General features: G+C 53.1%; 21 protein-coding genes. 9 read left to right on the top strand and 12 right to left on the bottom strand.

All coding sequences use genetic code 11. The features are described from left to right. Positions 1-37: 37 nt before the first annotated feature. From ACT3RT_RS13710 to ACT3RT_RS13700, 3 genes are read left to right on the top strand one after another with little or no spacing between them, the layout of a single operon-like run. The gene (locus ACT3RT_RS13710; RefSeq protein ID WP_496203144.1) at positions 38-2,737 is read left to right on the top strand and encodes a YdbH family protein; all 2,700 of its coding nucleotides are present in this window, start codon (positions 38-40) and stop codon (positions 2,735-2,737) included. After that, entirely contained in the window at positions 2,734-2,943 is a 210-nt protein-coding gene (locus ACT3RT_RS13705; protein ID WP_396130667.1) for a YnbE family lipoprotein, read from the top strand. Before ACT3RT_RS13710 ends, ACT3RT_RS13705 begins: the two co-directional genes overlap by 4 nt. Before the next feature lie 57 nt (positions 2,944-3,000). After that, positions 3,001-3,342, top strand: a complete 342-nt coding sequence (locus tag ACT3RT_RS13700) for a YdbL family protein (protein ID WP_496200362.1) — start codon at positions 3,001-3,003, stop codon at positions 3,340-3,342. 127 nt (positions 3,343-3,469) lie between these two features. Here ACT3RT_RS13700 and ACT3RT_RS13695 read toward each other — a convergent pair whose 3' ends face one another. Then, positions 3,470-4,087 carry an FMN-dependent NADH-azoreductase gene (locus tag ACT3RT_RS13695; protein WP_485900554.1) on the bottom strand — a complete coding sequence of 206 codons (618 nt, stop codon included), beginning with the start codon at positions 4,085-4,087 and terminating at the stop codon, positions 3,470-3,472. Between the two features lie 296 nt (positions 4,088-4,383). Here ACT3RT_RS13695 and hrpA point away from each other — a divergent pair, with 296 nt between their 5' ends. Further along, positions 4,384-8,280: an ATP-dependent RNA helicase HrpA gene (gene hrpA, locus ACT3RT_RS13690; protein ID WP_496203143.1), complete on the top strand. Its 3,897-nt coding sequence runs from the start codon at positions 4,384-4,386 to the stop codon at positions 8,278-8,280. Between the two features lie 13 nt (positions 8,281-8,293). Further along, on the top strand, positions 8,294-8,626 hold the full coding sequence (locus tag ACT3RT_RS13685; RefSeq protein WP_496203142.1) for a gamma-glutamylcyclotransferase family protein: 333 nt from the start codon (positions 8,294-8,296) through the stop codon (positions 8,624-8,626). 74 nt (positions 8,627-8,700) lie between these two features. Here the strand turns inward: ACT3RT_RS13685 and ACT3RT_RS13680 are convergent, their stop codons facing one another. From ACT3RT_RS13680 to rstA, 5 genes are all read right to left on the bottom strand, one after another. Then, positions 8,701-9,570 (bottom strand): trypsin-like serine peptidase, encoded by an 870-nt coding sequence (locus tag ACT3RT_RS13680; RefSeq protein WP_485900551.1) that lies wholly within the window; start codon positions 9,568-9,570, stop codon positions 8,701-8,703. 300 nt (positions 9,571-9,870) lie between these two features. Next, positions 9,871-10,302 (bottom strand): acid resistance repetitive basic protein Asr, encoded by a 432-nt coding sequence (gene asr / locus ACT3RT_RS13675; RefSeq protein WP_034790559.1) that lies wholly within the window; start codon positions 10,300-10,302, stop codon positions 9,871-9,873. 445 nt (positions 10,303-10,747) lie between these two features. Continuing rightward, positions 10,748-12,229 (bottom strand): carboxypeptidase M32, encoded by a 1,482-nt coding sequence (locus ACT3RT_RS13670; protein ID WP_353502089.1) that lies wholly within the window; start codon positions 12,227-12,229, stop codon positions 10,748-10,750. 24 nt (positions 12,230-12,253) lie between these two features. Continuing rightward, the gene (gene rstB / locus ACT3RT_RS13665) at positions 12,254-13,561 is read right to left on the bottom strand and encodes a two-component system sensor histidine kinase RstB (RefSeq protein ID WP_396130670.1); all 1,308 of its coding nucleotides are present in this window, start codon (positions 13,559-13,561) and stop codon (positions 12,254-12,256) included. Then, positions 13,558-14,292 carry a two-component system response regulator RstA gene (gene rstA, locus ACT3RT_RS13660; protein ID WP_353502087.1) on the bottom strand — a complete coding sequence of 245 codons (735 nt, stop codon included), beginning with the start codon at positions 14,290-14,292 and terminating at the stop codon, positions 13,558-13,560. The genes rstB and rstA overlap by 4 nt, the downstream gene beginning before the upstream one ends. A 326-nt stretch (positions 14,293-14,618) precedes the next feature. On the opposite strand from rstA, the gene ACT3RT_RS13655 reads away from it, so the two are divergent. Continuing rightward, positions 14,619-15,038, top strand: a complete 420-nt coding sequence (locus ACT3RT_RS13655) for a hypothetical protein (protein ID WP_353502086.1) — start codon at positions 14,619-14,621, stop codon at positions 15,036-15,038. A 107-nt stretch (positions 15,039-15,145) separates the two neighbouring features. Here ACT3RT_RS13655 and ydgH read toward each other — a convergent pair whose 3' ends face one another. Continuing rightward, positions 15,146-16,111 carry a DUF1471 family protein YdgH gene (ydgH, locus tag ACT3RT_RS13650; protein ID WP_485900547.1) on the bottom strand — a complete coding sequence of 322 codons (966 nt, stop codon included), beginning with the start codon at positions 16,109-16,111 and terminating at the stop codon, positions 15,146-15,148. 535 nt (positions 16,112-16,646) lie between these two features. Between ydgH and pntA the strand changes: the two genes are divergently transcribed. Both pntA and pntB read left to right on the top strand, forming a co-directional pair. Then, positions 16,647-18,176 carry a Re/Si-specific NAD(P)(+) transhydrogenase subunit alpha gene (gene pntA / locus ACT3RT_RS13645; RefSeq protein ID WP_396130673.1) on the top strand — a complete coding sequence of 510 codons (1,530 nt, stop codon included), beginning with the start codon at positions 16,647-16,649 and terminating at the stop codon, positions 18,174-18,176. 10 nt (positions 18,177-18,186) lie between these two features. Continuing rightward, positions 18,187-19,578 (top strand): Re/Si-specific NAD(P)(+) transhydrogenase subunit beta, encoded by a 1,392-nt coding sequence (gene pntB / locus ACT3RT_RS13640; RefSeq protein WP_396130674.1) that lies wholly within the window; start codon positions 18,187-18,189, stop codon positions 19,576-19,578. Between the two features lie 82 nt (positions 19,579-19,660). On the opposite strand, the gene uspE is transcribed toward pntB, so the two are convergent. The 3 genes from uspE to ogt form a co-directional block, all read right to left on the bottom strand. Next, positions 19,661-20,620, bottom strand: coding sequence for a universal stress protein UspE (uspE, locus tag ACT3RT_RS13635; protein ID WP_034790525.1), 960 nt, complete (start codon positions 20,618-20,620; stop codon positions 19,661-19,663). A gap of 169 nt (positions 20,621-20,789) precedes the next feature. After that, positions 20,790-21,545, bottom strand: a complete 756-nt coding sequence (gene fnr / locus ACT3RT_RS13630) for a fumarate/nitrate reduction transcriptional regulator Fnr (RefSeq protein WP_353502081.1) — start codon at positions 21,543-21,545, stop codon at positions 20,790-20,792. Positions 21,546-21,744: 199 nt separating this feature from the next. Continuing rightward, entirely contained in the window at positions 21,745-22,329 is a 585-nt protein-coding gene (gene ogt / locus ACT3RT_RS13625) for a methylated-DNA--[protein]-cysteine S-methyltransferase (RefSeq protein ID WP_496203141.1), read from the bottom strand. A 163-nt stretch (positions 22,330-22,492) separates the two neighbouring features. Between ogt and ACT3RT_RS13620 the strand changes: the two genes are divergently transcribed. Next, positions 22,493-23,521 carry a TerC/Alx family metal homeostasis membrane protein gene (locus tag ACT3RT_RS13620; protein ID WP_353502080.1) on the top strand — a complete coding sequence of 343 codons (1,029 nt, stop codon included), beginning with the start codon at positions 22,493-22,495 and terminating at the stop codon, positions 23,519-23,521. 70 nt (positions 23,522-23,591) lie between these two features. Here the strand turns inward: ACT3RT_RS13620 and ACT3RT_RS13615 are convergent, their stop codons facing one another. Further along, positions 23,592-24,812: a glycosyltransferase family protein gene (locus ACT3RT_RS13615; RefSeq protein ID WP_353502079.1), complete on the bottom strand. Its 1,221-nt coding sequence runs from the start codon at positions 24,810-24,812 to the stop codon at positions 23,592-23,594. 33 nt (positions 24,813-24,845) lie between these two features. Beyond that, positions 24,846-25,643, bottom strand: coding sequence for a mannosyl-3-phosphoglycerate phosphatase-related protein (locus ACT3RT_RS13610; protein ID WP_496203140.1), 798 nt, complete (start codon positions 25,641-25,643; stop codon positions 24,846-24,848). Positions 25,644-25,662: the final 19 nt, after the last annotated feature.

The following is a 25,662-nucleotide window of genomic DNA, read 5'->3' as shown; positions in this document are numbered from 1 at the left end:
GTATCTTATAGCGGTTTCGTGAAAAACAAGGCATATCATGAGGAAAGGACTGAGATATTTTGCACTGGTGTGTCTGGGAACCGTGCTTACCTTGCTGTTTTTGGCCGGGGTGTTATGGAAAACCGTGCCTCGCTGGTTGCCTCAGGTTGCCCAACATTGGCTACCGGCAGGGACCAGTCTACGCCTTTCCGCGTCACCTAGCTGGTCTAATGGTACTCTCGAGCTGCCGGGAATGCGCTATATGGCGGGAGAATGCGAACTGGCGCAGGCCACCAATGCGCGTCTGAGCCATGCCAGTGGCCGCTGGGCGCTGGAGGCCGATAGCCTGAATGTCGATACCCTGTGTCTTAGCAACCTGCCGAAAAGCGCCGATAGCTCACCTCTTTCATTAGCTGATATCCAACAGAGCCTGCCTGCGGGCAATATGATCATTCACCGTCTGGTGGTGACGCCGTGGCAGCGTTACGCCGGTGAACTGCGTCTCGACAATCAGGGCGCGACCCAGCACCTGACGCTACAGGGCGAAGATCTCGATCTGGACGCCACGCTCGACAATCAACAACTCGCCATTAACTCCCTGCGCCTGACCCCGCCGGGCAGCCAACAGCCCATTGCGCTGAGCGGCAAATTGACGCTGCCCGCTACTCTGGACCAGTTGCCGCAAATCGGCGAACTGCGCGCCGAAATGCAAACCGCACAGGTGCCGAATCCGCTGGATATTTTACTGCAATGGCAGCAAACCTCAGGCGTGCTGACGATTGCCGAAAAGGGCAGCCAGCAGCCTCTGGCGACCCTGCCGTGGACTCTGCACGGTAAGAATTTACAGATAAGCCAGGGGCAGTGGCACTGGCCCTATGCCGCGCAGCCGCTCGCCGGTGGCATCAACCTGACGCTGAGCGATTGGGCGGATACCTTCGACCAGACCCAGCTCGCGGCGCGGCTCAACGTGCTGACTCAGGGGCATAATGGTAAAGCCAACGTGGTGCTGACCATGGGGCCGGGCAAGGTTGGGCTGCTGGACAGCGATTTGGCTTTCCAGCTCACTGGCCAAGCTAACCTGGTGGCTACCTCACTGAGTGCCTCGCTGCCGGGTACGCTGAGCGGCTCGGTGCTTAATCCGACGCTGGCGCTGCGCAGCGGCGCTCTGCTGCGCGCGTGGGGCAAACCTACTCCTGAGCTACTGTTACAGGACGCCCGCTGGCCGCTGGCGGGGGTGAAGGTTTCTGCCGAAGGGGTGAGCGGCCCGCTACAGGCGATTGTTAAAGCTCGGGATACCTACTGGGGTAGCTTCGACCTGCACCTTGACGGTAAGGCCGAGAAATTTTGGCCGGATCAGGGACTGTGGAATTTCAAATACTGGGGCAATGGCAAACTGCCGCCGCTGGCCGGACGTTGGGATATGGCCGGTAAAGGTAATTGGGATAACAATCTCATCACCCTGACGTCGCTCTCGACCGGCTTTAACAAGCTACATTACGGCTTGATTAATGTGGACGCGCCGCGCCTGACGCTGGATAAACCGCTGACTTGGCGTCGCCCGGTACCAGAACGCTTCAAAAAACAATTCCCGGATTTGCCGCCACAGTTTATGGGCGACATCAAGCTGGTGGCGAAGAAGATTGCGCTGGATAACGGCGGCTACCTGCCACCCAGCGAGCTAATGCTGCACCTCAGTGGTAGCGACCCGCAGAGCTTCATCATGAAAGGCACGCTGGACGCCGACCCGATAGGGCCGATCAAGCTCAACGGTCGTTGGGATGGCGAACGTCTGCGCGGTGAAGCCTGGTGGCCGAAACAGCAGCTGGCGGTATTCCAGTCGCTGCTGACTCCGGAGTTGAATATTCGTCTGCGCGAGGGCACTTTCTATGCGCAGGCGGCTTTCTCCATGGCGCGCGGGCAGGGATTTATCGGCGGCGGTCACTGGGTGGTGAAGGACGGCGGCATGTGGTTGCCGGACGGCGACGTCAGTGGGATGGACTTCAGCCTCTCTTATCGGCTGCAAAATCAGATTTGGACGCTGGGTGTGAAACAGCCGGTAATGCTGCGGATCCGCGAAGTGAATAACCTCGTTAAGCTGGAGAACATTACTGCCGACCTGCAAGGGACGTATCCCTGGTCGGAGAGCACGCCGCTGACCCTGAGTAATCTCGGCGTGGATACCCTGCGCGGCCACATCAGCATGTCGGCGCTGCGCATGCCGCAACACGACGCGGCGGTGCTTAAACTGCAAAAAATCAGTCTCAGCGAACTGTTCACCGCGCTGAAACCCAAACAGTTGGCGATGTCCGGTAATATCAACGGCGAGCTGCCACTTTATGTTAATGACCCGCACTGGATTGTGCGCGACGGCTGGATACAAAATGATGGCTGGCTGACGCTGCGCCTCGACCCACAGTTTGCCGATGCCATGGCGGCGGGCAATCTGGCTAACCGGCTGGTGATTGAGTGGATCCGCTATATGGAGATCCGCGAAATGATTGCCAAGGTCAATCTGGATAACCTCGGCGAGCTGACCATGAAATCTCACGTTACCGGAGCCAATACCTCGGGTAAGCAGGACAGAGAAGTGAACCTGAATTACACCCATCAGGAAAACATTTATCAGCTGTGGCGCAGTTTGCGCTTTGGCGACAACTTGCAAGAATGGTTGCAACAGGAGATCTCGCTGCCGGCGAACTCCCTGTCTCAGCAACCGGATGCACCCTCTAAGGATAAGAATTTGAGGACTTTACCATGAAGCTGGCTATCGCTTACCGAACCACGCTCTGCACGGCGACCGCTCTGGCCGTCGTGATGCTTAACGGCTGCGTGCCGCGCATTGAACTCTCTGCGCCGAAAGAGCCGATCACCATCAATATGAACGTCAAGATTGAGCATGAGATCCACATCAAGGTCGATAAAGATGTCGAAAATCTGCTGAAAAACCAGAGTGACCTGTTCTAAATTGGCGCGGCTGGCAAGCCGGTGTGGAGAATGGATATGCGTGCGTTAACCTTCAAAATGTTTAAAACCGCCACGGTGAAGAAATCCGCGCTGCTGGTGCTGGTTTCAACCCTGCTGTTTAGCAGCACGGCCTTTGCCCTGACGCTGGAAGAGGCCAAGCAGCAAGGTCGGGTGGGCGAAACCCTGTCGGGCTATCTGGCGCCGGTCAAGCAAGATGCGGAAACCCTGTCATTGGTGAAACGCATTAATCAGGGCCGCGAAGAGCAATATAAGCAAGTGGCGCAAAACAATCAGGTGACCACCGGCGACGTGGCGAAGCTTGCGGGGCAGAAGCTGGTAGCTCGGGCCGGAGCCGGGGAGTATGTGCGCGGGATTAATGGTCAGTGGCTGCAAAAATAGGCAAAAAAAAGCGCGCTTTTCAGCGCGCAATGGTGTTATCACAACATCATCAGGAGAGGGGTTTAACAACCGATTCTGAGGGGAATTGACCCTTCCAGATTGTGATAATACTTGGCAATCTTAAGTCTTAAGCTGCGGCGACTTGCTTGATAGCAGCATCGATAGCTTCTTTCGCAGCGGCCTGTGCCTTGGTCGCCACTTCTGGACCGTAAGCAATACCTTCAGCGAAGATGAATTCTACGTCGCTCATTCCCAGGAAACCGAGGAACAGTGACAGGTAAGGCGCAACCAGATCGCTGCCAGTGTCTTTATGGATGCCACCACGGCTGGTCAGAACGATAACTTTCTTACCTTTAATCAGACCTTCTGGGCCTTTCTCAGTGTATTTGAACGTCACGCCAGCACGGGCTACCAGGTCAAAGTAGTTTTTCAACTGAGTCGGAATGTTGAAGTTATACATAGGTGCCGCGATAACAATCACGTCATTGGCCTGCAGCTCTTCAATCAGCGTATTTGACAGCGCCAGCGCTTCTTCCTGACGTGGAGTCAATGGTGCGTCGGAAGGGCGCAGAGCACCTACCAATTCACCATCCAGAACCGGGATTGGGTCAGCAGCCAGGTCACGAACGGTAACGTGTGAACCGCTGTGAGCAGCCTGATATTGCGCTACGAAGTAGTCTGACAGTTGGTTTGACTGAGAGAAGTTCGCCAGAATGCTTGATTTCAGAACCAGTACTTTGCTCATGAGTAAATCCTTAACTGAGTGCGTTGCAAGGGCGGGCGCCCTGGAATGAAAGTTACTTTATTCACAAAAGTTATTCAGTGATAGCGTAATATTTCGAGTGCTATGTTCAATATTACTGAATGACTTCTCTTTGGCGCTAAATTCAGCCCGCTTTCAGCATCTTCAATAGCTTGTGGTAACATATTGCTAACCAGGCATAGGTTCATCCGCTGCTACTTCAACACTAAACCTTTCAAATTCAGCCGATATCGCGGTTTATCCTCGAGTCGCCTGACGAGCAACAAGGAATGCCGAACGTGAAATCTCCGCTCGCGGCACTGTCAGCGCAATTAGACGGGCTGATGCTTCGTGACCGCCAACGCCTGCAACGACGTTTGCACGGCGCTAAGGCGCTATTGAATAAAGCGCAGGACGACCCGAAAGCGGTCGAAGGTATTACCCATGAGATTGAAAACGCTATCGCCCAGAGCCTGCAAAAAGTCAGCGCCCGCGAAGCCTCAAGACCTAAAATCAGCTATCCGGACAATCTGCCGGTTAGCCAAAAGAAAGACGACATCTTCAAAGCCATTCGCGACCATCAGGTGGTGATTGTGGCGGGGGAAACAGGTTCCGGTAAAACCACGCAGATCCCGAAAATCTGTATGGAGCTGGGGCGCGGCATTAAAGGCGTGATTGGGCATACTCAGCCAAGGCGTCTGGCCGCCAGAACCGTGGCGAACCGTATTGCCGACGAGCTGGAAACCTCGCTGGGCGGCACCGTCGGCTATAAAGTGCGTTTCAACGACCAGGTGGGGGATAACACGCTGGTTAAGCTGATGACGGACGGTATCTTGCTGGCGGAGATCCAACAGGATCGCATGCTGATGCAATACGACACGCTGATCATCGATGAGGCCCACGAACGCAGCCTGAATATCGACTTTATCCTCGGCTATCTGCGTCAGCTGCTGCCGAAGCGCCCGGACCTAAAAGTCATTATTACTTCGGCGACCATCGACCCTCAGCGCTTCTCGAAGCATTTTAATCATGCGCCGATTATCGAAGTGTCGGGCCGCACTTATCCGGTGGACGTGCGCTATCGCCCGGTGGTGGATGACGCGGAAGACACCGACCGCGACCAGCTTCAGGCGATTTTTGATGCCGTAGACGAGCTGGGCCGCGAAAGTGCCGGTGATATTCTGATCTTTATGAGCGGCGAGCGGGAGATCCGCGATACCGCCGACGCGCTGAATAAGCTGGATCTGCCGCATACCGAAATCTTGCCTTTATATGCCCGCCTTTCCAATAGCGAGCAGAACCGTGTGTTCCAGTCTCATGCCGGTCGCCGCATCGTGCTGGCCACCAACGTGGCGGAAACCTCGCTGACCGTGCCGGGGATTAAATACGTTATCGACCCGGGTACGGCGCGCATTAGTCGCTACAGCTTCCGAACTAAGGTGCAGCGCTTGCCGATTGAGCCGATTTCACAGGCTTCGGCGAATCAGCGTAAAGGCCGCTGCGGGCGTGTTTCCGAAGGTATCTGTATTCGCCTTTATTCCGAGCAAGACTTCCTGTCGCGCCCGGAGTTTACCGATCCGGAGATTCTGCGTACTAACCTTGCCTCGGTCATCTTGCAAATGACCTCTCTGGGGCTGGGCGACATTGCCGCGTTTCCTTTTGTAGAAGCGCCGGATAAACGCAATATTCAGGACGGCGTGCGCCTGCTGGAAGAGCTGGGGGCAATCAATAACGCGCAAGACGGGCGTTATACCCTGACGCAGTCCGGTCGCCAGCTCGCCCAACTGCCGGTGGATCCGCGTCTGGCCCGCATGGTGCTTGAAGCGCGCAAAGACAGCTGTATGCGCGAAGTGATGATCATAACCGCCGCGCTGTCGATTCAGGACCCGCGCGAACGGCCGATGGACAAAAAACAGGCGTCGGATGAGAAGCACCGCCGCTTTGCCGACAAAGACTCCGACTTCCTGGCCTTTGTGAATCTGTGGGACTACCTGAAAGAGCAGCAAAAAGAGCTGTCTTCGGCCCAGTTCCGCAAAATGTGCCGCAGCGACTACCTCAACTACCTGCGAGTGCGCGAATGGCAGGATATCTATACCCAGCTGCGCCAAGTGGTGAAAGAGCTGGGCCTGCCGGTGAACAGCGAACCTGCCGATTATCGCAGCGTTCACTGCGCCTTGCTGACCGGGCTGCTGTCGCATATCGGCATGAAAGACGCGGATAAACAAGAATATACCGGCGCGCGCAATGCCCGGTTTGCCGTCTTCCCCGGTTCCGGTCTATTCAAAAAGCCGCCGAAATGGGTGATGGTCGCCGAGCTGGTGGAAACCAGCCGCCTGTGGGGCCGTATCGCCGCGCGCATCGAGCCAGAATGGATTGAGCCGCTGGCCAAGCATCTGGTGAAGAGCAGCTTCAGCGAGCCGCACTGGGAGAAAGCGCAGGGCGCGGTGATCGCGTCTGAGAAAGTCACCCTGTTCGGCCTGCCTATCGTCGCAGCCCGCAAAGTGAACTACGGCAGCATTGACCCAGTACTATCCCGCGAGCTGTTTATTCGCCATGCGCTGGTGGAAGGTGACTGGCAGACGCGGCACGCGTTCTTCCGCGCCAACCTCAAACTGCGTGGCGAAGTGGAAGAGCTGGAGCACAAGTCCCGCCGCCGCGATATTTTGGTCGACGACGAGACGCTGTTTCTGTTCTACGAGCAGCGCATTGGTCAGGAGGTGGTGTCGTCTCGCCACTTTGATAGCTGGTGGAAGACCCAGCCCGCCGATAGCCTAAACTTCGAAAAGAGCATGTTGATCAAAGAGGGCGCGGGCAACATCAGCGCCCACGACTACCCGAACTTCTGGCATCAGGGCAATATCAAGCTGCGCGTGACCTATCAGTTTGAGCCGGGGACCGACGCCGACGGCGTGACGGTGCACATTCCGCTGCCGCTGCTCAATCAGATTGACGAGCAGGGCTTCGACTGGCAGATCCCAGGGATTCGCCGCGAGCTAATTATGGCGCTGATTAAATCACTGCCGAAGCCGATTCGCCGCAACTTCGTGCCTGCGCCGAACTACGCCGACGCGCTGCTAGGCCGCCTCAAGCCTTTCGAACAGCCTTTGCTGGATGCCATGGAGCGCGAACTGCGCAAAATGAGTGGCGTGACGGTGTCACGCGACGACTGGCAGTTGGAGCAGGTTCCAGACCATCTCAAAATGACTTTCCGTATTTTGGATGACAAAAACAAAACCCTTCGCGAAGGCAAAGACCTGACGGCGCTGAAAGCAGGTTTGAAAGAGCAGGTGCAGCAGACGCTGTCTGCCGTGGCCGATGACGGCATCGAACAGAGCGATTTGCACGTCTGGAGCTTTGGCACGTTGCCCGAGCGCTATGAACAAAAGCGCGGTGGTTACGAAGTTAAGGCTTATCCGGCGCTGGTCGATACCAAAGACAGCATCGCGATTCGCCTGTTTGACAGCGAGCTGGAGCAACAGCAGGCGATGTGGGCGGGTGTGCGCCGTTTACTGCTGCTTAATATTCCATCGCCAATTAAATACTTACACGAAAAGCTGCCGAACAAAGCCAAGCTGGGATTGTACTTCAACCCTTATGGCAAAGTGCTGGACCTGATCGACGACTGTATCTCCTGCGGCATTGATAAGTTGATTGCCGAAAGTGGCGGTCTGGTGTGGAAAGAGGAGGAGTTTGCCCGTCTTCACGAGCACGTTCGCGCTCATCTCAATGACGCCGTTGTGCAGATTGCCGTGCAGGTGGAGCAGATCCTGACGGCGGTATTCAATATCAACAAACGCCTTAAAGGCCGTATTGATATGACCATGGCGCTGGCGCTCTCTGATATTAAGAGCCAAATGTCAGGGTTGATCTACCGTGGATTTGTTACGCAGAACGGCTGGAAACGCCTGCCAGATACGCTACGCTATCTCAACGCGATTGAAAAACGTATGGACAAGCTGGCGATGGATCCTCATCGCGACCGCGCCCAGATGTTGAAGGTCGAGCACGTCGAGAAGCTGTGGCAGCAGTGGCTAAACAAATTGCCACCGGCTCGCCAACAGAGCGAAGAAGTCAAAGAAGTTCGCTGGATGATTGAGGAGCTGCGCGTGAGCTATTTCGCCCAGCAGTTGGGCACGCCGTACCCGATTTCCGACAAGCGTATTTTGCAAACCATGGAACAGTTAGTCACCGGTTGAGTAAGGAGTGAAGATGGCCACGTTATTCGTTTATGGCACTTTAGGCCCAGGTCGCCCAAACGCCCACGTACTCGAGGGGATTGGCGGCAGTTGGCAAGAAGGGCACGTAGGGGGAACCCTGCTGCACAAAGGCTGGGGGGCTGAAATGGGCTTTCCGGGGATTGTGCTTGATGACAGCGGCAACCGGGTCAATGGCTTTGTCTTCAGCTCTGAAAAGCTCGCTGAAAACTGGCAGATTCTGGATGATTTCGAAGGCGAGGGCTACGAGCGCGTGCTGGTCGAAGTGACCACCACCGACGGCAGTACGGTGACTTCCTGCATTTATATGTTGAAAGCTGACGCCTAACTCGCCGCAGCGCCAATAAAAAAAACCTAAGCCACTTGTGTGACTTAGGTTTTTTTTTGCACCTTTACCGGCAATTATTGCGCAGCAGGCATGGCGCTGACGGCACCTGACGAGAGCTTATTCAGGGCGTCGCGGATGGCTGGAACGGCCAGTGCGCGGTTGTCCGCTAAATAGCGGTCTTGCGCCGCCGGGGCCGAGCTTTGAATACCAATCAGCGCCCATTTATCGCCGGTTTTTAATAACAACGGCGAGCCACTGTCGCCGGGCAGGGTGTCACAACGGTGCGACAGCACGCCAGGCTGCGCCCAGCCGGTGATCAGGCAGTTTTGATGGCTGTATAAATCATCCAGATGATCTTCCGGATAACCCGCCTGCGTGATCTTACGGCCATTCTGCTTCAGCGCGGCAGTAAGCTGGTCGCGGGTGCCTTCCCACAGCGGCAGCGGGGTGATCGGCAGGGCGATATTCTCATCCGTCAGGCGAACCAGCGCAAAGTCAAACGCGGCGGCTTTAGAGGGCACAATCCAACCTTCGCCATCGGCTTTCAGCTTTTTGCCTAACTTTGGGTCAACCAGCGTTTCTAACGCCGTGACCTGATAACGCCATTTTTGCTTGTGAGAAATAAAACGCAGTGCCACGACTTTATCAATCTTGCCCGGAGGAGCCAGCACGCAGTGCCCGGCGGTTAACACCAGATGCTTGGATATCAGCGTTGCCGTACACAGATTGCCACTTTCGGTTTCAATCTGTCCGATGGCTTGCCACGGCCATTCGCTGGTATTGGCGACGGCGGTGCGATGATCGTGACCAAAGAACAGGGCAGTCTTTTCTTTCAAACTTATGGTTGGCGCATCGGAATCTGAATCGGGTTCAGGAACGTCCGCATGAACAGAGGAAATGGTGCAACAAAAAAGGCTCAAAACTAAAGGTAACGCGATGCGCATAACATTCTGACCTTGAAAGCAGGGAAATCCCTTGAATCGTATATTATGGAGTGATTATAGACGCTTGCAACTGGCGGTGTGATCACCGGAGGGATTTTGTTCAGGTGATATCACAAGTAGAAGAACAGGGTAATTAAACCGCACAGTATCAGTGCGCTAAGGGTGATTTCGAACAGGTATCGGCGCAGCATCTTCCATCAATACCTCAATCTGAAAACTGGAGAAAAAAACACCCGGCGAACCGGGTGTTAATATTCAGTCTTACTCTAAGGGAGTGGAATCACTCACCAAAAGTCTTACTTATTTAGCAGCTGGAGCAGCTTTCTTAGCGTGTTTCACGTGTTTTTTAGCAGCCTGAGCTTTCTGCGCTGGAGCAGCTTTCTTAGCGTGTTTTACGTGCTTTTTAGCAGCCTGAGCTTTCTGTGCTGGAGCGGCTTTCTTAGCATGTTTCACGTGTTTTTTAGCAGCCTGGGCTTTCTGTGCTGGGGCAGCTTTCTTAGCTTTTTTGTGTTTCTTAGCAGCTTGCGCTTTCTGAGCAGCTTTCTTGTGTGCTTTCTTATGCTTTACAGCATGCTTAGTTGGTGCTTTTGCAGCTGGAGCAGCAGCCGCTGGAGCAGCGGTAGTTGCAGCAGGAGCAGCAGCAGGAGCTGGTGCAGCAGTAGTGTCAGCAGCGAAAGCTACAGAAGACAGACCCATTGCAGCGGCAACAACCAGAGCTAATACTTTTTTCATCTTAAATTCCTCAGAATGTTCGTTTATATGTCCACCCCACTGCGGGGCCGGTAGGAGAATAGTAGGCGCGGCAGTCTGCTTTGTAAGTGAGTGATTGGTGTCGGCGTGTAACGCTTTGTACAAACTCCATACGGCAATAAAATCAATGGGTTACTTCGGTTTTGTCAACTTCTGTACGTAGAGAAACCTGTATTTAGTTACAACATACAATGTTGTTTATGTACTTGAACACTCTGTGGCACCGCAAATCCTTGAGAAATCATGGGATCTGGAAGATTTATTGAGAGGATTCTTAGCAGGAAGGGTGGTTTTACTTCCTCTCCTTTTTAAGAAGAGGGCTGGGGCGAGGTTTGCTGAATGGGGCGTGATTTAAGTCACGCCCATCCTAGCCTTCTCCTCTCAGAGGAGCAAAGCCAAATTCCAAAGCTATTCGCTTAGGCAAAACCTACAAATAACGATTTTCCAAATGTTTGCGGAAATACGCCGGATTCAACGTCTCGCCGGTGGCATTCTGAATCAGCTGGTCGGTAGTGAAACGACTGCCGTGCTGCCAGATGTTCTGCTGCAACCACTGGAACAGGGCGGTCAGGTCGCCACGGGCGATATCATCTTGCAGAGTTGGGATCGCGTGGTTGGCGCACTGGAACAGCTGTGCTGCGTACATGGCGCCCAAAGTATAGGTTGGGAAGTAGCCGAAGCCGCCGTCGGTCCAGTGAATATCCTGCATACAGCCGTCGCGGTAGTTGCCCACGGTGTCGATGCCCAGATATTCCTTCATCTTGCTGTTCCAAAGAGCAGGGATGTCTTCGACTTCGATCTCACCTTCAATCAGCGCTTTTTCGATTTCATAACGCAGGATCACGTGCGCCGGATAGCTCACTTCATCGGCATCAACGCGGATAAGGCCTGCCTCAACGCGCTGATTAAGCTTGATGAAGTTGCTCTCGTCTAAGCCTTCGCGCTGACCGAACTGCTCGATAACCAAAGGGTAGATTGATTTCAGGAAAGGTTCGCTGCAACCCAATTGCATTTCAAACAGCAGGCTTTGCGACTCGTGCACGCCCATTGAGCGCGCGTTGGATACCGGCTGGCCAAGCCACTCTTTCGGCAGGTTCTGCTCGTAGCGCGCGTGGCCAGTTTCATGGATGACGCCCATCATGGCGCTGAGGAATTCGTGTTCGTTGTAGCGCGTGGTGATGCGTACGTCCTCTGGCACACCGCCGCAGAACGGGTGAGCGCTGACGTCCAGACGACCGGCGTCAAAGTTGAAGCCCAGGCGTGCCATTACTTGCAGGCCCAGTTGACGCTGTTTCTCAATATCAAACGGACCAACTGGCGTGATACGCGTTTCTGATTTCTGCTTCTCAACCACGGTTTTTAGCAGATTTGGCAGCCAGGTTTTCAGGTCGCCGAACAGCACGTCCAGTTTGGCGGAAGTCATTCCCGGCTCGTACATGTCGAGCAGGGAGTCATACAGGCCGACGCCCGTCGCTTCTGAGCGCAACTTCGCTTCCTGACGGCTCAGGCGAACGACTTCACGAAGGTTCTCTGCAAAACCTTCCCAGTCATTGCCTTTGCGCTGCACGCGCCAAGCGTGTTCGCAGCGTGCGCCCGCCAAGGATTTCTCTTCAACCAGGCTTTCAGGCAGCACGGCGGATTGCTGATATTTACGACGCATCTCGCGCAGGTCGGCACGCTCGAGATCGTTCAGGTCTTCGCTTTCGGCCTGTTCCAGCCAGTCGCCAACCTGTTTTGCGGTCAAAATCTGGTGAGACAAAACGCTCAGCTCAGCCAATGCTTCAGAGCGCGCTTTGCTACCGGCGGGCGGCATCATTGCGGCCATATCCCAGCCAGCGATGGCGGAAAGATGGTTAAAGCGGGACAGGCGGGCAAAGGTACTGCGCAGTTGTGAATAAGCTGTTGTCATTATTTACTTCCTTCGAAATTATTTTTAGCGTGGTTCTGTATTGAGATTAAAAACGGTTTTGGCAGGCCAGCTGAAACGTATGCAAGCCCCGCCGAATGATGGGCTGGACTCCACGCTGACGCGGCCTTGGTACGCCACGGCAATCGAGTGAACAATGGCCAGCCCTAAGCCACAGCCGCCGGTAGCGCGGTCGCGACTTGGGTCCAGGCGCACAAACGGCTCGAAAACGCGAATGCGCTCTTCCTCCGGGATGCCCGGTCCGTCATCTTCCACCTGCAAACTGGCGTTCTCGCCGTCCAGCCACAGGCTGATGTGGATTTTGTCGTTAGCATAGCGCAGGGCGTTGTTCACCAGGTTATCCAGCACGCGCTCCATTAAACGTAAATCAACCCCGCCGAAATCTACGCCTTCTGGCACCGACAGGGTGATGCCGCGCTCGGCGTTGATCAGGCGGAAGTCATCAACCTTATCCGCCAGCCAGTCTGCCAGATTTACTTTCTCAAGATTAAGCGCAACCTGCGGTCGGTCCAGACGCGCGTAGGTCAGCAGTTCGTCGATGAGAGATTCGAGCTGGCCGATATCGCGGTTAATGGCCTGCTGCTCGGCTTCTGGCAGGTTTTCACTGATCGCCAGACGGTAGCGCAGACGCACCAGTGGGGTACGCAATTCGTGGGCGATGCCGTCAATCAGCTGCTTCTTACTGGCGATCAGCGTGTTGATGTTGTCCGCCATCTGGTTAAAGGCAATGCCTAAACGATTCAAACTTGAGGTGGAATCAAAATTGGTTCGCTCGTCCAGATAGCCATTGCCCAGCCTTTGGGCCGACTTTTCAAGCTTAAGCAAATCCTTCCAGTGCGGGCTCATCCACAAGAAGACCGGCAGGGCGAGCGACAGGCCGATCAGCATCATGACCACCAGATCCAGAATACGCATCTCGTGCATGTAGAACAGATAGGGAATAGGGCCGACTACCAAGACGTAGTGACTGCGCGGCACGCGTTGAATAAAGGTATATTCGTCATCGAGCGCGATAATTTCACCATCTTTCAGGCGCTTATCCAGTTCAGGGCTAAGAACCCGTTTGCCCAAAGGCTCAATGTGCAGCTTAAAAGAGAGGTTAAGATCCAGCGTGTTGATGGTCTTATTCCAATCCTTAATGGGGATTTCGCGCAGTTCGCTGCGCATTAAGTACAGCGAGCTTTTCATCAAGTCGTTGAGAGACTGGCGCCCGGTTCGCTCGGCGGTGACTTTATAAACCAGACCGACCAGCATGGTCATCACCAGGAAACAGACCAGCAACAGCAGGAAAAACTGGATGAAAAGCTTTCTCATTCCTGTCCTGTCTCCCAGGCATTAGGGGCGAAAAGGTAACCTTTATTACGAATGGTTTTAATGCGGAACGGCTCGAGGGCGTTGTCGTAAAGCTTGCGGCGTAACCGCGAAATCGCCACGTCGATGCTGCGATCTAAGCCATCATAGCTGACGCCGCGCAGGTTTAGCAGCAGGGCCTCGCGGTCCATAATGCGACCGGCGTGAGTTGCCAATTCCCATAACAAGTCAAAGTCAGACGTGGAGAGAACAATCACTTCATCGACCAGCGTCACTTCGCGGTTCACAGGATCAATACAGAGTTGGCCGAAGTGCAGCGCATTGCCACCCTGCAAGGATTTGCTGGCCGGTTTTTCTTCACCCGCCGATTGCGGCGCATGCTGGCGCAAGTGCAGGCGCAGGCGAGCCAGTAATACGGCAGGCGGCGTGGTTTTGAGGATGTAATCGTTAGCGCCCATTTCCAGCGACAGAATGTGGTTCATGTCGCTGTCAAGGGAGGTCAGCAGCACGATGGGGCCGCTGTAAGTAGGGCGCAGGTCGCGGCAGAGGGTCATGCCATCTTTGCCGGGCAGCATGATATCTAGCAAAACTAAATCGGGCTTTTCACGCGCGATGCGATCCTGCGCGGTGTCACCACGGGGTTCGACTAACACTTCAATGTCGTGTTTGCCTAAATAGGCCGCAATCAGGTTACCGACTTCTGGATCATCTTCTACAAAAACGATTTTATTCATTGGATTGCTGTTTATTATTATCCGATGGTCAGCATAGCCGCAGACACAGGCTATGGCTACAAGACATGCGTAATAGGAAGTGACAGTTTTTCAGAGTTTGCGACCCTTTTGTAGAGACAAACGTAGAAAAACTGACAATATTTTAACATTCACATTATGCGACACAGTATTGCGTTTTGCCCGCTCAACCGACTAGCGCACGCTTCGTGAAATATGCCATTATAGAGGCGAATATACTTAACGAAATATATTACGCTGCATTATATTAACTGATTCATTCTTCGTGCGTTTAACCGTCCTAACACTGGCCAGGAGAGGAATAGGGGATGAGCGATAATCGCCTGATACCCGATGTGCGCAGTGAAAAAGCTTCCTTCGATTACATGGAATACCTTTCTGCATCATGCAAAAAGCAGTGGAGCTTTATCGACGCGATTTATGGAGTGCTGCCTTTCTTCGGCATGGTACTTCGATCCCGCACCTCACAAGAAAAATCTAAGCAGGAGCGCCTGAGAAGTTTAGCGCTACAAGTGGTTTCGACGCAGGTAAGCGATGAAACCAATATTGTGCGTTTAATTGAATTGGCGGAACAGCAGGGGCTTTATAGCGTGGATATTAATTTGCCCTATGCGCTTAACGATGAGCAGTTGAATACCATAAAAAGCGAATGCAAACATAGCTTGCAGCTAGTGCAAAGTAATGACCATTTGCGCGTGGAAATTCTGCAGCCTGTGCATCAGCATTAAACGTCGTTTAGGTTGATGTTGGCCGTAACAATATAAAGATATTGAGTAAAAGAGCGTTAGCAAAAAGGCAGCCCGCAGGCTGCCTTTTGTTATTTCTAACGCGGTAATTATTTGAACAAGTCAGCGCTAACCGTCAGGTTACCACCACTCTTGTTTTGCCACTGGCGAGTGATGTGATAGAACTTCGCGCCTTTGGCTGCTGCACGGTTCGCCACTTCTTGAGAGACGTCGGTGATGCTGTTGAAGTGGCCGGTGAAAGTGATGGAATCAAACGGAGCCATCTGTGCTGCAGTCACGTTGTTCACTTCCTGAATCTTCGCGCCGTTGGTCGCCGTTACGGTATAACGCTGCCCGGTGGAAGATTGAGTTTCGAAGAAGCGACCCACGGAACGGCTTGGGCTACCAGAAGAAGCGACGCCTGGGATTTCCACTTTCTTAGCCGCGGCACCGCCAGCTGCCAGCGCGGCTTTACCTGCTTCGGAATCAGCTGGGATAGCGTCTGGATCCTGCACGACGCGTTTTGCAGCATCTTTCTTGTAGATGAAAGCCGTAATGTACTGGTTGCCACCGCTGTTGGCATCAACCTGACGCACGATGAAGAAGGAGTAAGCCCCTTTCTCTTTCGCGGCTTTGGTGATGGCATCATTCACGTCTGGCTGGCTACGGTAGAAGCCGCTGACGGTCACGGTGTCATAAGGCTCAAGCAGGTAAGCCTCTTCTTTCGGTAATTCTTTTACGCCATTAATTTCACGGTAAGTGGTTTTCTTACTGACTTCGGCCGCATCTTTTTTATAGATGTCCGCGACGACGCGCCAGTTACCGCTGTTACCTGAGCTGTTTGTGTCTTGAATATAAAAATAATCTGCACCCAGTGCATCAGCACGGCGAGAAACGGCGTCAGCCGCGTCCCCCAGCGTGTTGAAACGACCGGAAACTACGATGCGATCAAAGGGTTTGATGGCGGCTGCTTTTTCTGGAGCGATTTCCTGGGCTGCCTGTGCTGCTGACAAGGCGGAAATAGCCGTTAAAGATAAACACAGAGCCGATGCGATGATCGTTTTGGTCAGCTTCATAAAAAATCCTTTCACCTTGCGCAGTAATGTTGAAACGTGCTGAATTCTTGATGTGTAACAGGTTAGCGGCCGATTATTGCATGTAACAATACCGAGTGTCTCAGTAATTTATGTCATTAATGATGTTGCTAACCGCTACCTGCATCACTTTTTTTTCAGCCCATAACTTATATAAGTTTTAGGTATATTCCAAGAGGTGAAATAAATGTTAATTATTCACCTTTTGCTAACCTTAAGGCTGATTAGACGTGGAGCCGAATGTTCTTCTTTTCGGCAAACGGCGGCAGTTCTGCTGCGAAAACGTTAATTGGCTCCCTATTTTTTAGCGCTTAGCGGCAAATTTCTTGCCCATCATCATGAATTAATCATTCATTCTCTGGCTATTACTGCGATACGTAGATTATTAATCACAAATTCAGTAGGTTATAAACAGTCGGAAATATTAACTTCGGTACGGTAACAATTCGACAGGTTCAGCAATAAAAAAGCGCTGTCGGCGTGTTAATCATCAATAAAAAGGGTGAAGGGAATAACTATGCGTATTGGTGTACCAAGAGAACGGTTGACCAATGAGGCCCGAGTCGCAGCAACGCCGAAAACGGTGGAACAGCTGCTAAAGCTCGGCTTTACGGTTGCCATTGAACAAGACGCCGGAAAACTGGCAAGCTTTGACGACGCGGCCTACATACAGGCCGGGGCACAAATTGTCAGTTCGGCTGACGTCTGGCACAGCGACATCGTGTTGAAGGTTAATGCCCCAGAAGGCGATGAAATTACCCAACTGCAGCCCGGCTCAACGCTGGTCAGCTTTATCTGGCCTGCGCAAAACGCCGAGTTAATCCAGAAGCTGGCCGAGCGCAATGTGACCGCGCTGGCTATGGACTCCGTACCGAGAATTTCCCGTGCGCAATCCATGGATGCCCTGAGTTCCATGGCCAATATCGCCGGTTACCGCGCGATTGTTGAAGCCGCTCACGAATTCGGCCGTTTCTTCACCGGGCAGATCACCGCCGCAGGCAAAGTGCCTCCTGCCAAAGTGATGATCATCGGTGCGGGCGTCGCCGGCCTCGCGGCGATTGGCGCGGCGGGCAGCCTTGGCGCGATTGTCCGCGCTTTCGACACCCGTCCTGAAGTGAAAGAGCAAGTGCAAAGTATGGGCGCGGAGTTCCTCGAGCTGGACTTCGAAGAAGAGGCGGGCAGCGGCGACGGCTATGCCAAAGTGATGTCCGATGCCTTCATTAAAGCTGAAATGGCCCTGTTCGCGGCGCAGGCGGCGGAAGTGGATATCATCGTCACCACCGCGCTGATCCCAGGCCGTCCGGCACCTAAATTGATCACCGCCGACATGGTGGCGTCAATGAAACCGGGCAGCGTCATCGTTGACCTTGCCGCGCAAACCGGCGGTAACTGCGAGCTGACGGTCGCAGACACCATCACTACCACGCCAAACGGCGTCAAAATCATTGGCTATACCGACTTACCGAGCCGCTTACCGACGCAATCCTCCCAGCTGTATGGCACCAACCTGGTGAATTTGCTGAAGCTGCTGTGCAAAGAGAAAAACGGTGAAATCGAGATCGATTTTGAAGACACCGTGGTGCGCGGCGTGACCGTGGTGAAAGCCGGTGAAGTCACCTGGCCGGCACCGCCGATTCAGGTTTCCGCCCAGCCTCAGGCCGCCAAACAGGCTGCGCCTCAGGAGAAAGTCGAGTCCAAGCCCGCGTCGCCTTACACCAAATACATCATCATGGCCGTGGCAATCATCCTGTTCGGCTGGCTGGCGAACGTCGCGCCGAAGGAGTTCTTGTCTCACTTCACCGTGTTCGCTCTGGCCTGCGTGGTGGGTTATTACGTGGTATGGAACGTTAGCCACGCGCTGCACACGCCGTTGATGTCAGTCACCAATGCCATTTCAGGGATTATTGTCGTTGGCGCGCTGCTGCAAATTGGTCACGGAGGCTGGGTTAGCTTCCTGTCGTTTGTTGCGGTTCTGATTGCCAGTATCAATATTTTTGGCGGATTCACCGTCACTCAGCGCATGCTGAAGATGTTTCGTAAGAATTAAGGGGTAGCATATGTCTGGGGGATTAGTTACAGCAGCCTATATCGTTGCCGCTATTCTGTTTATATTCAGCCTGGCTGGATTGTCTAAACACGAAACGTCAAAACAGGGCAATATCTACGGCATCACTGGGATGGCTATCGCGCTGATTGCCACCATTCTTGGGCCTGATTCCGGCAACGTTGGCTGGATAATCGTGGCGATGGTGATTGGCGGGGCCATTGGTATCTATCTGGCGCGTAAAGTCGAAATGACCGAAATGCCGGAGCTAGTTGCCATTCTTCACAGCTTTGTGGGTCTTGCTGCGGTGCTGGTTGGCTTCAACAGCTACCTTGACCACGGCGCGGTTGCCATGGACTCGGTAATGGAAAACATCCATCTCACCGAAGTGTTCTTAGGTATCTTTATCGGGGCCGTAACCTTTACCGGCTCCATCGTTGCGTTCGGTAAACTGCGCGGGATTATCTCTTCCAAGCCACTCGCCTTGCCGCATCGCCACAAGCTGAATCTGGCCGCATTGGTGATTTCATTCCTGCTGATGGTCACTTTTGTTCGCACCGATAGCGTCGGTTTGCAGGTGTTCTCACTGCTGATCATGACACTGATTGCCTTGGCGTTCGGCTGGCATTTGGTTTCTTCCATCGGTGGCGCGGACATGCCGGTGGTCGTCTCCATGCTCAACTCCTATTCAGGTTGGGCAGCGGCGGCGGCCGGCTTTATGCTGAGCAATGACCTTTTGATCGTCACGGGTGCCTTGGTGGGTTCTTCCGGTGCAATCCTGTCATTTATCATGTGTAAAGCGATGAACCGTTCGTTTATTAGCGTGATCGCGGGCGGCTTTGGTACGGATGGCTCTTCTACCGGCGATGCCGAAGAGATGGGCGAGTACCGCGAAGCCAGTGCGGAAGACGTGGCGGAAATGCTGAAAAGCGCCAGCTCGGTGATCATCACACCGGGCTATGGTATGGCGGTGGCGCAGGCGCAGTATCCGGTTCAGGATATCACCGCCAAACTGCGCGCCCTGGGTATCAAAGTTCGCTTTGGCATTCATCCGGTGGCAGGGCGTCTGCCGGGCCATATGAACGTGCTGCTGGCCGAGGCAAAAGTGCCGTATGACATCGTGCTGGAAATGGACGAAATCAACGACGACTTTACCGACACCGACGTGGTGCTGGTCATTGGTGCTAATGACACGGTAAACCCGGCGGCTCAGGAAGATCCGCGCAGCCCGATTGCCGGTATGCCGGTGCTGGAAGTGTGGAAAGCGCAGAACGTAATCGTGTTCAAACGCTCAATGAATACCGGCTACGCTGGCGTTCAGAACCCGCTGTTCTTCAAAGACAACACCCAAATGCTGTTTGGCGATGCGAAAGAGAGCGTAGAGAATATTCTTCGCGCACTTTGACGGTTTCCCCGCAGTAAAAGCAAAAAAGCCAGTTCGTAATGAACTGGCTTTTTCTTTGGCGTTTCCCGGTGAATAAAATCCGTTATTCGTCGTCGTGCTCTTCAACATCTTCAGAAGTAATAGGGCATTCAAAATCATCTGGCTTAATCGCCAGCAAATCGCATTTCAGATGGTCGATCACCTGTTCGGTGGTATTCCCCAAAAACGCGGCGGACAGGCCGGTGCGGCCGATAGTGCCGATAACCACCACGCCGGCTTGTAGATGCTCAGCGAGATCTGGGATCACTTCTTCCGGCAGGCCTTTTTCAACGTGGGTGAACTTCTCATCCAGTTGGAATTTCTGCCGCAGAGCTTTCATCGCAATCAGGTGCTGACCGCGAATCGCGTCGTTGTAAACGCTCGGATCAAAATCAGGCAGCTCAATGGCGATATTAATTGGCGTGACCGGATAAGCGCCCACCAGATGCACTTCGGTGTGGTTCACGTGGTCCGCCAGCTCGATGGTTTCTTTCACCAGCTTGATGTTGAGCGGGTCGTGGTAAGGCTCTTCGCTGGAGAGGTTGACCGCCACCAGCGCTTTGCCACTTTCTGGCCAAGGCTGATCTTTCACCATCCATACCGGGCAAGGGCATTTTCGCAGCAGATTCCAGTCCGTCGGGGTGAAAATTACGGACTCAAGGCGGTCATGCTGATGTGCCATCTTGAGCAGCAGGTCGTGCTCACCGGCAATCACTTCCTGAATAATGGCTTCGAATGGCTTGTTGTGCCAGACCACTTTGATTTCAATCGGAATGCCAGCTTCAACGTAGTAGTGGGCCTGTTCTGCAATCCACGCGGCACGTTCGTTAATCACGCTTTGACGCATGGCTAAACGCTCGTCAGGAGAGAGCATGGTGGTCATTTCATAGGAGAAGTCATAAATCGACAGGAAGGCTTTAATGCGCCCGCCGTTTCGTTGGACCAAATAAACCGCGCGTCGCAGGGCGGGTTGGTCATCCTGATTTGGGTCAATTGCGACCAGAAGGTTCTGATACTTAGCCATGAGGAAACTCCTTAACACCTGTGATTGAACAGCGTTATAGCTCAGTGTATTAAGTACAGAGTAAACCAAGATTAAGCAATCGGACAGAGCAGAAATTGAGTCGGATCAACAAATTATTGCCTTTGCTGATCCGATCGGAGAGAGGACTTATTTATGAGCAGCTTATGAGCTACGCGGTGACGGGTACCGAGTGACCTGCCAGCTGGGAAAGCATCGCGTGATTTTCAATAGTGATATATTTACCTTTCACGCTAAGCATTTCCGATTTCTGGAAACGGCCTAATAAACGACTGATAGTTTCAACCGTTAAACCAAGGTAATTACCAATATCACCACGGGTCATGGTCAGGCGGAATTCGCGCTGAGAAAAACCACGTTCAGCAAAACGACGAGACAGGTTGTAAATAAATGCCGCTAAACGCTCTTCAGCATTTTTCTTCGAGAGCAGCAGGATCATATCCTGGTCACCCTTAATTTCGCCGCTCATTAAACGCATCATTTGCTGACGCAAATTAGGCATTTTGCCAGACAGGTCGTCGAGGGTTTCGAAAGGAATTTCACAGACCATGGACGTTTCTAAAGCCTGAGCGAAGCTCGGATGCTCTAAACCGCCAATAGCGTCAAAACCAACCAAATCACCCGCGAGGTGGAAGCCGGTAATTTGCTCATCGCCTTGTTCTGTAATGGTGTAGCTCTTAATGGTCCCGGAACGGATGGCATACAGGGATTTCAACTCATCGCCTGCTTTGAACAGCGCCTGGCCTTTCTGGATCGGTTTCTTCCTTTCGATAATATTATCGAGTTGATCCAACTCGTGCTCATTGAGCGTGAAAGGAATGCAGAGTTGACTAATGCTGCAGTCTTGGCAGTGGATTGCACAACCACCAGATTGGATACGACGAATAATACGTTTTTCCGGGATCATAATAGATTCACTCTGGCAATATTGATATGGGTCAATTTTAACATCTTTTGCCAGAATTGATAAGTGGGGAATATAGGCCAAAAGGGCTAAATTATTAAAATACCCGATTTTTAAAGGGATTTTTTTCTTATTATTTGATCTCGACTGCTAAAAAATAAGTCAATCGAGAATCAATAAGATCTAAATTAGATTAAATGTATTAAAAAAGTGAATTTTGTTGATCAAATAAATAACCTTCATGCACCAATAACCATTTTTTTCTTTCCACCCCACCGGCATAGCCGGTCAGCGTTCCGTTGCTGCCAATCACCCGATGACAAGGCACCACGACGCTGATGGGATTGGAGCCATTTGCCAGCCCGACGGCCCTTGACGCGCCTGGGTTGCCGAGCTGTGCGGCCATCTGCCCATAAGTCATAATTTGCCCGCACGGAATTATGCGCAGCATCTTCCACACCGTGCGTTGGAATTCAGTTCCGGCCGTTGCAACGGGCAGGGTGTCAATGGCGGCTAAGTCTCCGGCGAAATAGTCTTCGATTGGCTGGCGAATATTTTGCGCGACATTATCTTGATGGAGGGAAAAACCTGGTTTAGCGGCAGATTTTGCGGTTGAGGCTGTGGAAGGATTTAACGAATGGTCAGGCCCATAATGGCGTACTAACAGTTGCAGCAAACGCGAGTGAAAATCCGCCCACTCCAGAGCGCGCAGCTGGCCTTGGGTATCGGTGATGATCTCAAGTTCACCAAGCGGGGTGGCGATAGTCTCACTCTTTAACGTCAACATAGGTTTCTCCGACAGTTTTCCGACAGTTTCTTCAACAAAGACCAAGACGCGTCGCGAATTATTGCATGACCCATAGCATTTTTCGACTTTCAATACCCAACATCAGCACAACCGCTTACAATGCAACAATCGTTTAGCTTTTGTTTACTTATCAGGAAGTGCAATGCAGTCAGTCTCTTTGGGATTCCCGCCGGAAACCACCGCCGTTTTTGTTGTCGTCGCCGTCGCGGCGCTGCTTATTGATATTCTGGCTCATCGCAGTCACAAGCCTATCGGGCTGAAAAGTGCCTCTCTGTGGACCACCTTTTGGATCGCCGTTTCACTCTCTTTCGCCGGTTTTCTCTATTATCACCACGGTAAAGAGGTCGCCAGCCTGTTCCTCACCGGCTATGCCTTAGAGCAGGTGCTGTCGGTCGACAATCTGTTCGTCATCATGGCGATTTTTGCATGGTTCAAAGTGCCGGACGGCTACCGCCATCGCATTCTCTACTGGGGCGTGATTGGCGCCATCGTCTTCCGTGGCATTTTCGTGGTGATTGGCACCAGCCTGCTGGCGCTAGGACCTTGGGTTGAAATGGTTTTCGCCATTGTGATTCTCTGGACCGCGATTTTGATGATGCGCGCGGGCAATGACGACGAAGAGTCTGATGACTACTCCGACCACATCGCCAACCGCCTGGTGCGTCGTTTCTTCCCGGTGTATCCGAAGTTGATTGGTCCAAAATTTTTGGTCACCAGCCAGGAAGTGGAAGCCGATCTGGCCAAGCCCGAGAACAAAGATTTTAGTTTTAAAGTGAAGCAGGGGGTGCGTTACGCCACGCCGCTGCTGCTATGTATTGCGGTGGTAGAGATCTCAGACGTAATGTTCGCCTTTGACAGCGTGCCGGCGGTAATTGCCGTTAGCCGCGAGCCGCTGATTGTCTACTCGGCCATGATGTTTGCCGTGCTGGGCCTGCGCACCATGTATTTCGTGCTGGAAGCGCTGCGCAAGTATCTGGTGCATCTGGAAAAATCGGTAATTTCACTGCTGTTCTTCGTGGCGGTGAAACTGGCGCTTAACTCCAGCGACCATCTGTGGCACCACGGCTACAACATCAGCGCCATGACCAGCCTGTACGTGGTGCTGGGCGTGTTGGCGCTGGGCATTGTCGCCAGCTTCCTGTTCCCCGGTAAAAAACAACAGGACGCCTAAGCGTCCCGTTACTTTCTTTTGTTAAATTCTCTTGAAAAGGGCGCCTGCTATGGCGCCCTGACTTTTTGGTTTACACATCACCTTCATTATCTAACTCAACGGCGTCATGCAGCCGATCGAGCATATCCGGGAAGGCCGACTGTACGCGGCTCCAACTCGGAATAAAGGGTTTCTCACTCGGCGTATCCACAAAGGCCTGACCGGCCTCCATGATCGCTTTGGAGAACAGCTCTACGGCCGACTCTTCGTTATGGCGGTCGAAGGACAGTCCGTTCATCCGTGCGTCATTTTCAAAGCCGTCAATCATATCCAGCGCGTTGCGATAGTAGGTCGCTTTCAGAATACGGAAGGACTCGCTGGTGATATTCACCCCCAGCACCGCCATCTTGCGATACAGCGCCTTGGTGATATCAATACTCATACGCTGCAAGCCGTTGCTGGCATCTTCTTCCGACATCGGCTGATGTTTGTGGTCATAGTTGTCGGCGATATCCACCTGACAGATACGCTTGGTTGCGGTATTGCGGTGCATCTCTGACAGCACGCCAATCTCCAGTCCCCAGTCGCTCGGAATGCGCAGGTCATTCAGCACGTGGGTGCGCATAGCGAACTCGCCAGAAAGCGGATAGCGGAAGGTGCGCAGATAGTCGAGGAAATCGGAGTTGCCGTAAACCTTTTGCAGCGATTTGAGCAGCGGGAAGACCAGCAGGCGGCCGACGCGACCGTTAAATTTGCCGTCCGCCACGCGGGCATAATAGCCTTTGCAGAAGTCATAGTTGAAGTTCGGGTTGGCAACCGGATACATCAGGCGCGCCAGCATATCGCGATTATAAGTGACAATGTCACAATCGTGTAGCCCGACCACCGAGGTACGGCGCGAGGCGAGGGTATAACCGACGCAGAACCAGACATTGCGGCCTTTGCCCGGCTCCATTGGCGACAGGCCTTTCTGTTGCAACTCTTCATCCAGCGCTTTTAGGCGCGGGCCGTCATTCCACAAAATGCGATGCCGCTGCGGCAGGCGCGAGAAGAATTCACGGGCAAACAAAAATTGCTCGCGGTCAGCTCGGTCGAGGCCGATGACAATCTCATCCAGATAGGGAACTTGGGTCAGTTCATCAACAATCTTGGTCAGCGCCGGACCTTCCAGCTCGGAGAACAGCGAAGGTAAAATAAGCCCCATTGAGCGACGACCGGAGAAGACCTGCAGGTCATACTCCAGCTCTTCAGTCTTGCGACGAGTCAGATTGTGGAAATTGGTAATGATGCCATCCTGATAAAAATCGCTCATAGAACACTCCCGTAAATGAGTAAAGTATTAAAATCAAAAGGATAAAAAGTGATCCAGCCCTTGTTTCCAGCCTTCCGGACCATACAAAGTGGTGCGATAAATATTGTTATCGGCCTTGTTTAGCGGCATTTTTTGGTCATGCTTTCCACGGATAACCACCGCGAAATCAACGGCTTCAAGCATGGAAATATCATTCGGGCCGTCTCCCAGACCCAGACTCACCAGCGGCTTACTTCGCTGCTGCTGATAGTGCTCAGTCAGCCACTTGACCGCCTGTCCTTTGCCCGCCTCGCGGCCCATGACATGCCAGAAACGACCGCCGCGGGTTAGCGCCAGGCCTTCCTCCGCCAGCAGTTTTTCCAAATGGGCGAAATCCGGCTGACTGCCAAACCACATTAAAGGCTCCGAGCCTTGGCGCTGCATAGCCAGCTTCGCATCGTCGAGAGACAGTCCGGTCCAGTCCGCCACTTGCTGCGGGCTGACATCGCCAAAGCCGCGAAACTCAAAATCGTACCTTTGGCGAAGTTGAACTAAAATTTCACGCACCCGCTGGTAATCCGCACCAATAACCTGATGCTGCGGCCCCTCACTGGCGGGGAGATGAATATAGGCCCCGTTCTCCGCGATAAAAGGCAAGTGACTGAGCTGCAAATCACGCTGCAAGGAGGAGACTTCGGCCGAGGTTTTACTGGTGGTGATAATCACCGGGATCTGGTGCTGGGCTAACTTCTCCAGCCAGCCTTGTGCCGGTTGCCAAGAGTAGCTGTCGTGATCGAGTAAAGAACCATCGAGATCGGTAAAAACCATCAAGGAATCATCAAGGTACGGCATTATTTCTCCTCAATTTCAT

The sequence above is a fragment of the Ewingella sp. AOP9-I1-14 genome, from assembly GCF_052375995.1.
GTDB classification, from domain to species: domain Bacteria; phylum Pseudomonadota; class Gammaproteobacteria; order Enterobacterales; family Enterobacteriaceae; genus Ewingella; species Ewingella allii.
The sequence above is the reverse complement of the archived record's forward strand: the minus strand, read 5'-3'. Positions and strand labels throughout refer to the sequence as shown.

Coding starts and splice junctions, on each gene's coding strand:
- ACT3RT_RS13710 (WP_496203144.1), top strand. CDS start 38: ATGAGGAAAGGACTGAGATATTTTGCACTGGTGTGTCTGGGAACCGTG.
- ACT3RT_RS13705 (WP_396130667.1), top strand. CDS start 2,734: ATGAAGCTGGCTATCGCTTACCGAACCACGCTCTGCACGGCGACCGCT.
- ACT3RT_RS13700 (WP_496200362.1), top strand. CDS start 3,001: ATGTTTAAAACCGCCACGGTGAAGAAATCCGCGCTGCTGGTGCTGGTT.
- ACT3RT_RS13695 (WP_485900554.1), bottom strand. CDS start 4,087: ATGAGCAAAGTACTGGTTCTGAAATCAAGCATTCTGGCGAACTTCTCT.
- ACT3RT_RS13685 (WP_496203142.1), top strand. CDS start 8,294: ATGGCCACGTTATTCGTTTATGGCACTTTAGGCCCAGGTCGCCCAAAC.
- ACT3RT_RS13680 (WP_485900551.1), bottom strand. CDS start 9,570: ATGCGCATCGCGTTACCTTTAGTTTTGAGCCTTTTTTGTTGCACCATT.
- asr (WP_034790559.1), bottom strand. CDS start 10,302: ATGAAAAAAGTATTAGCTCTGGTTGTTGCCGCTGCAATGGGTCTGTCT.
- ACT3RT_RS13670 (WP_353502089.1), bottom strand. CDS start 12,229: ATGACAACAGCTTATTCACAACTGCGCAGTACCTTTGCCCGCCTGTCC.
- rstB (WP_396130670.1), bottom strand. CDS start 13,561: ATGAGAAAGCTTTTCATCCAGTTTTTCCTGCTGTTGCTGGTCTGTTTC.
- rstA (WP_353502087.1), bottom strand. CDS start 14,292: ATGAATAAAATCGTTTTTGTAGAAGATGATCCAGAAGTCGGTAACCTG.
- ACT3RT_RS13655 (WP_353502086.1), top strand. CDS start 14,619: ATGAGCGATAATCGCCTGATACCCGATGTGCGCAGTGAAAAAGCTTCC.
- ydgH (WP_485900547.1), bottom strand. CDS start 16,111: ATGAAGCTGACCAAAACGATCATCGCATCGGCTCTGTGTTTATCTTTA.
- pntA (WP_396130673.1), top strand. CDS start 16,647: ATGCGTATTGGTGTACCAAGAGAACGGTTGACCAATGAGGCCCGAGTC.
- pntB (WP_396130674.1), top strand. CDS start 18,187: ATGTCTGGGGGATTAGTTACAGCAGCCTATATCGTTGCCGCTATTCTG.
- uspE (WP_034790525.1), bottom strand. CDS start 20,620: ATGGCTAAGTATCAGAACCTTCTGGTCGCAATTGACCCAAATCAGGAT.
- fnr (WP_353502081.1), bottom strand. CDS start 21,545: ATGATCCCGGAAAAACGTATTATTCGTCGTATCCAATCTGGTGGTTGT.
- ogt (WP_496203141.1), bottom strand. CDS start 22,329: ATGTTGACGTTAAAGAGTGAGACTATCGCCACCCCGCTTGGTGAACTT.
- ACT3RT_RS13620 (WP_353502080.1), top strand. CDS start 22,493: ATGCAGTCAGTCTCTTTGGGATTCCCGCCGGAAACCACCGCCGTTTTT.
- ACT3RT_RS13615 (WP_353502079.1), bottom strand. CDS start 24,812: ATGAGCGATTTTTATCAGGATGGCATCATTACCAATTTCCACAATCTG.
- ACT3RT_RS13610 (WP_496203140.1), bottom strand. CDS start 25,643: ATGCCGTACCTTGATGATTCCTTGATGGTTTTTACCGATCTCGATGGT.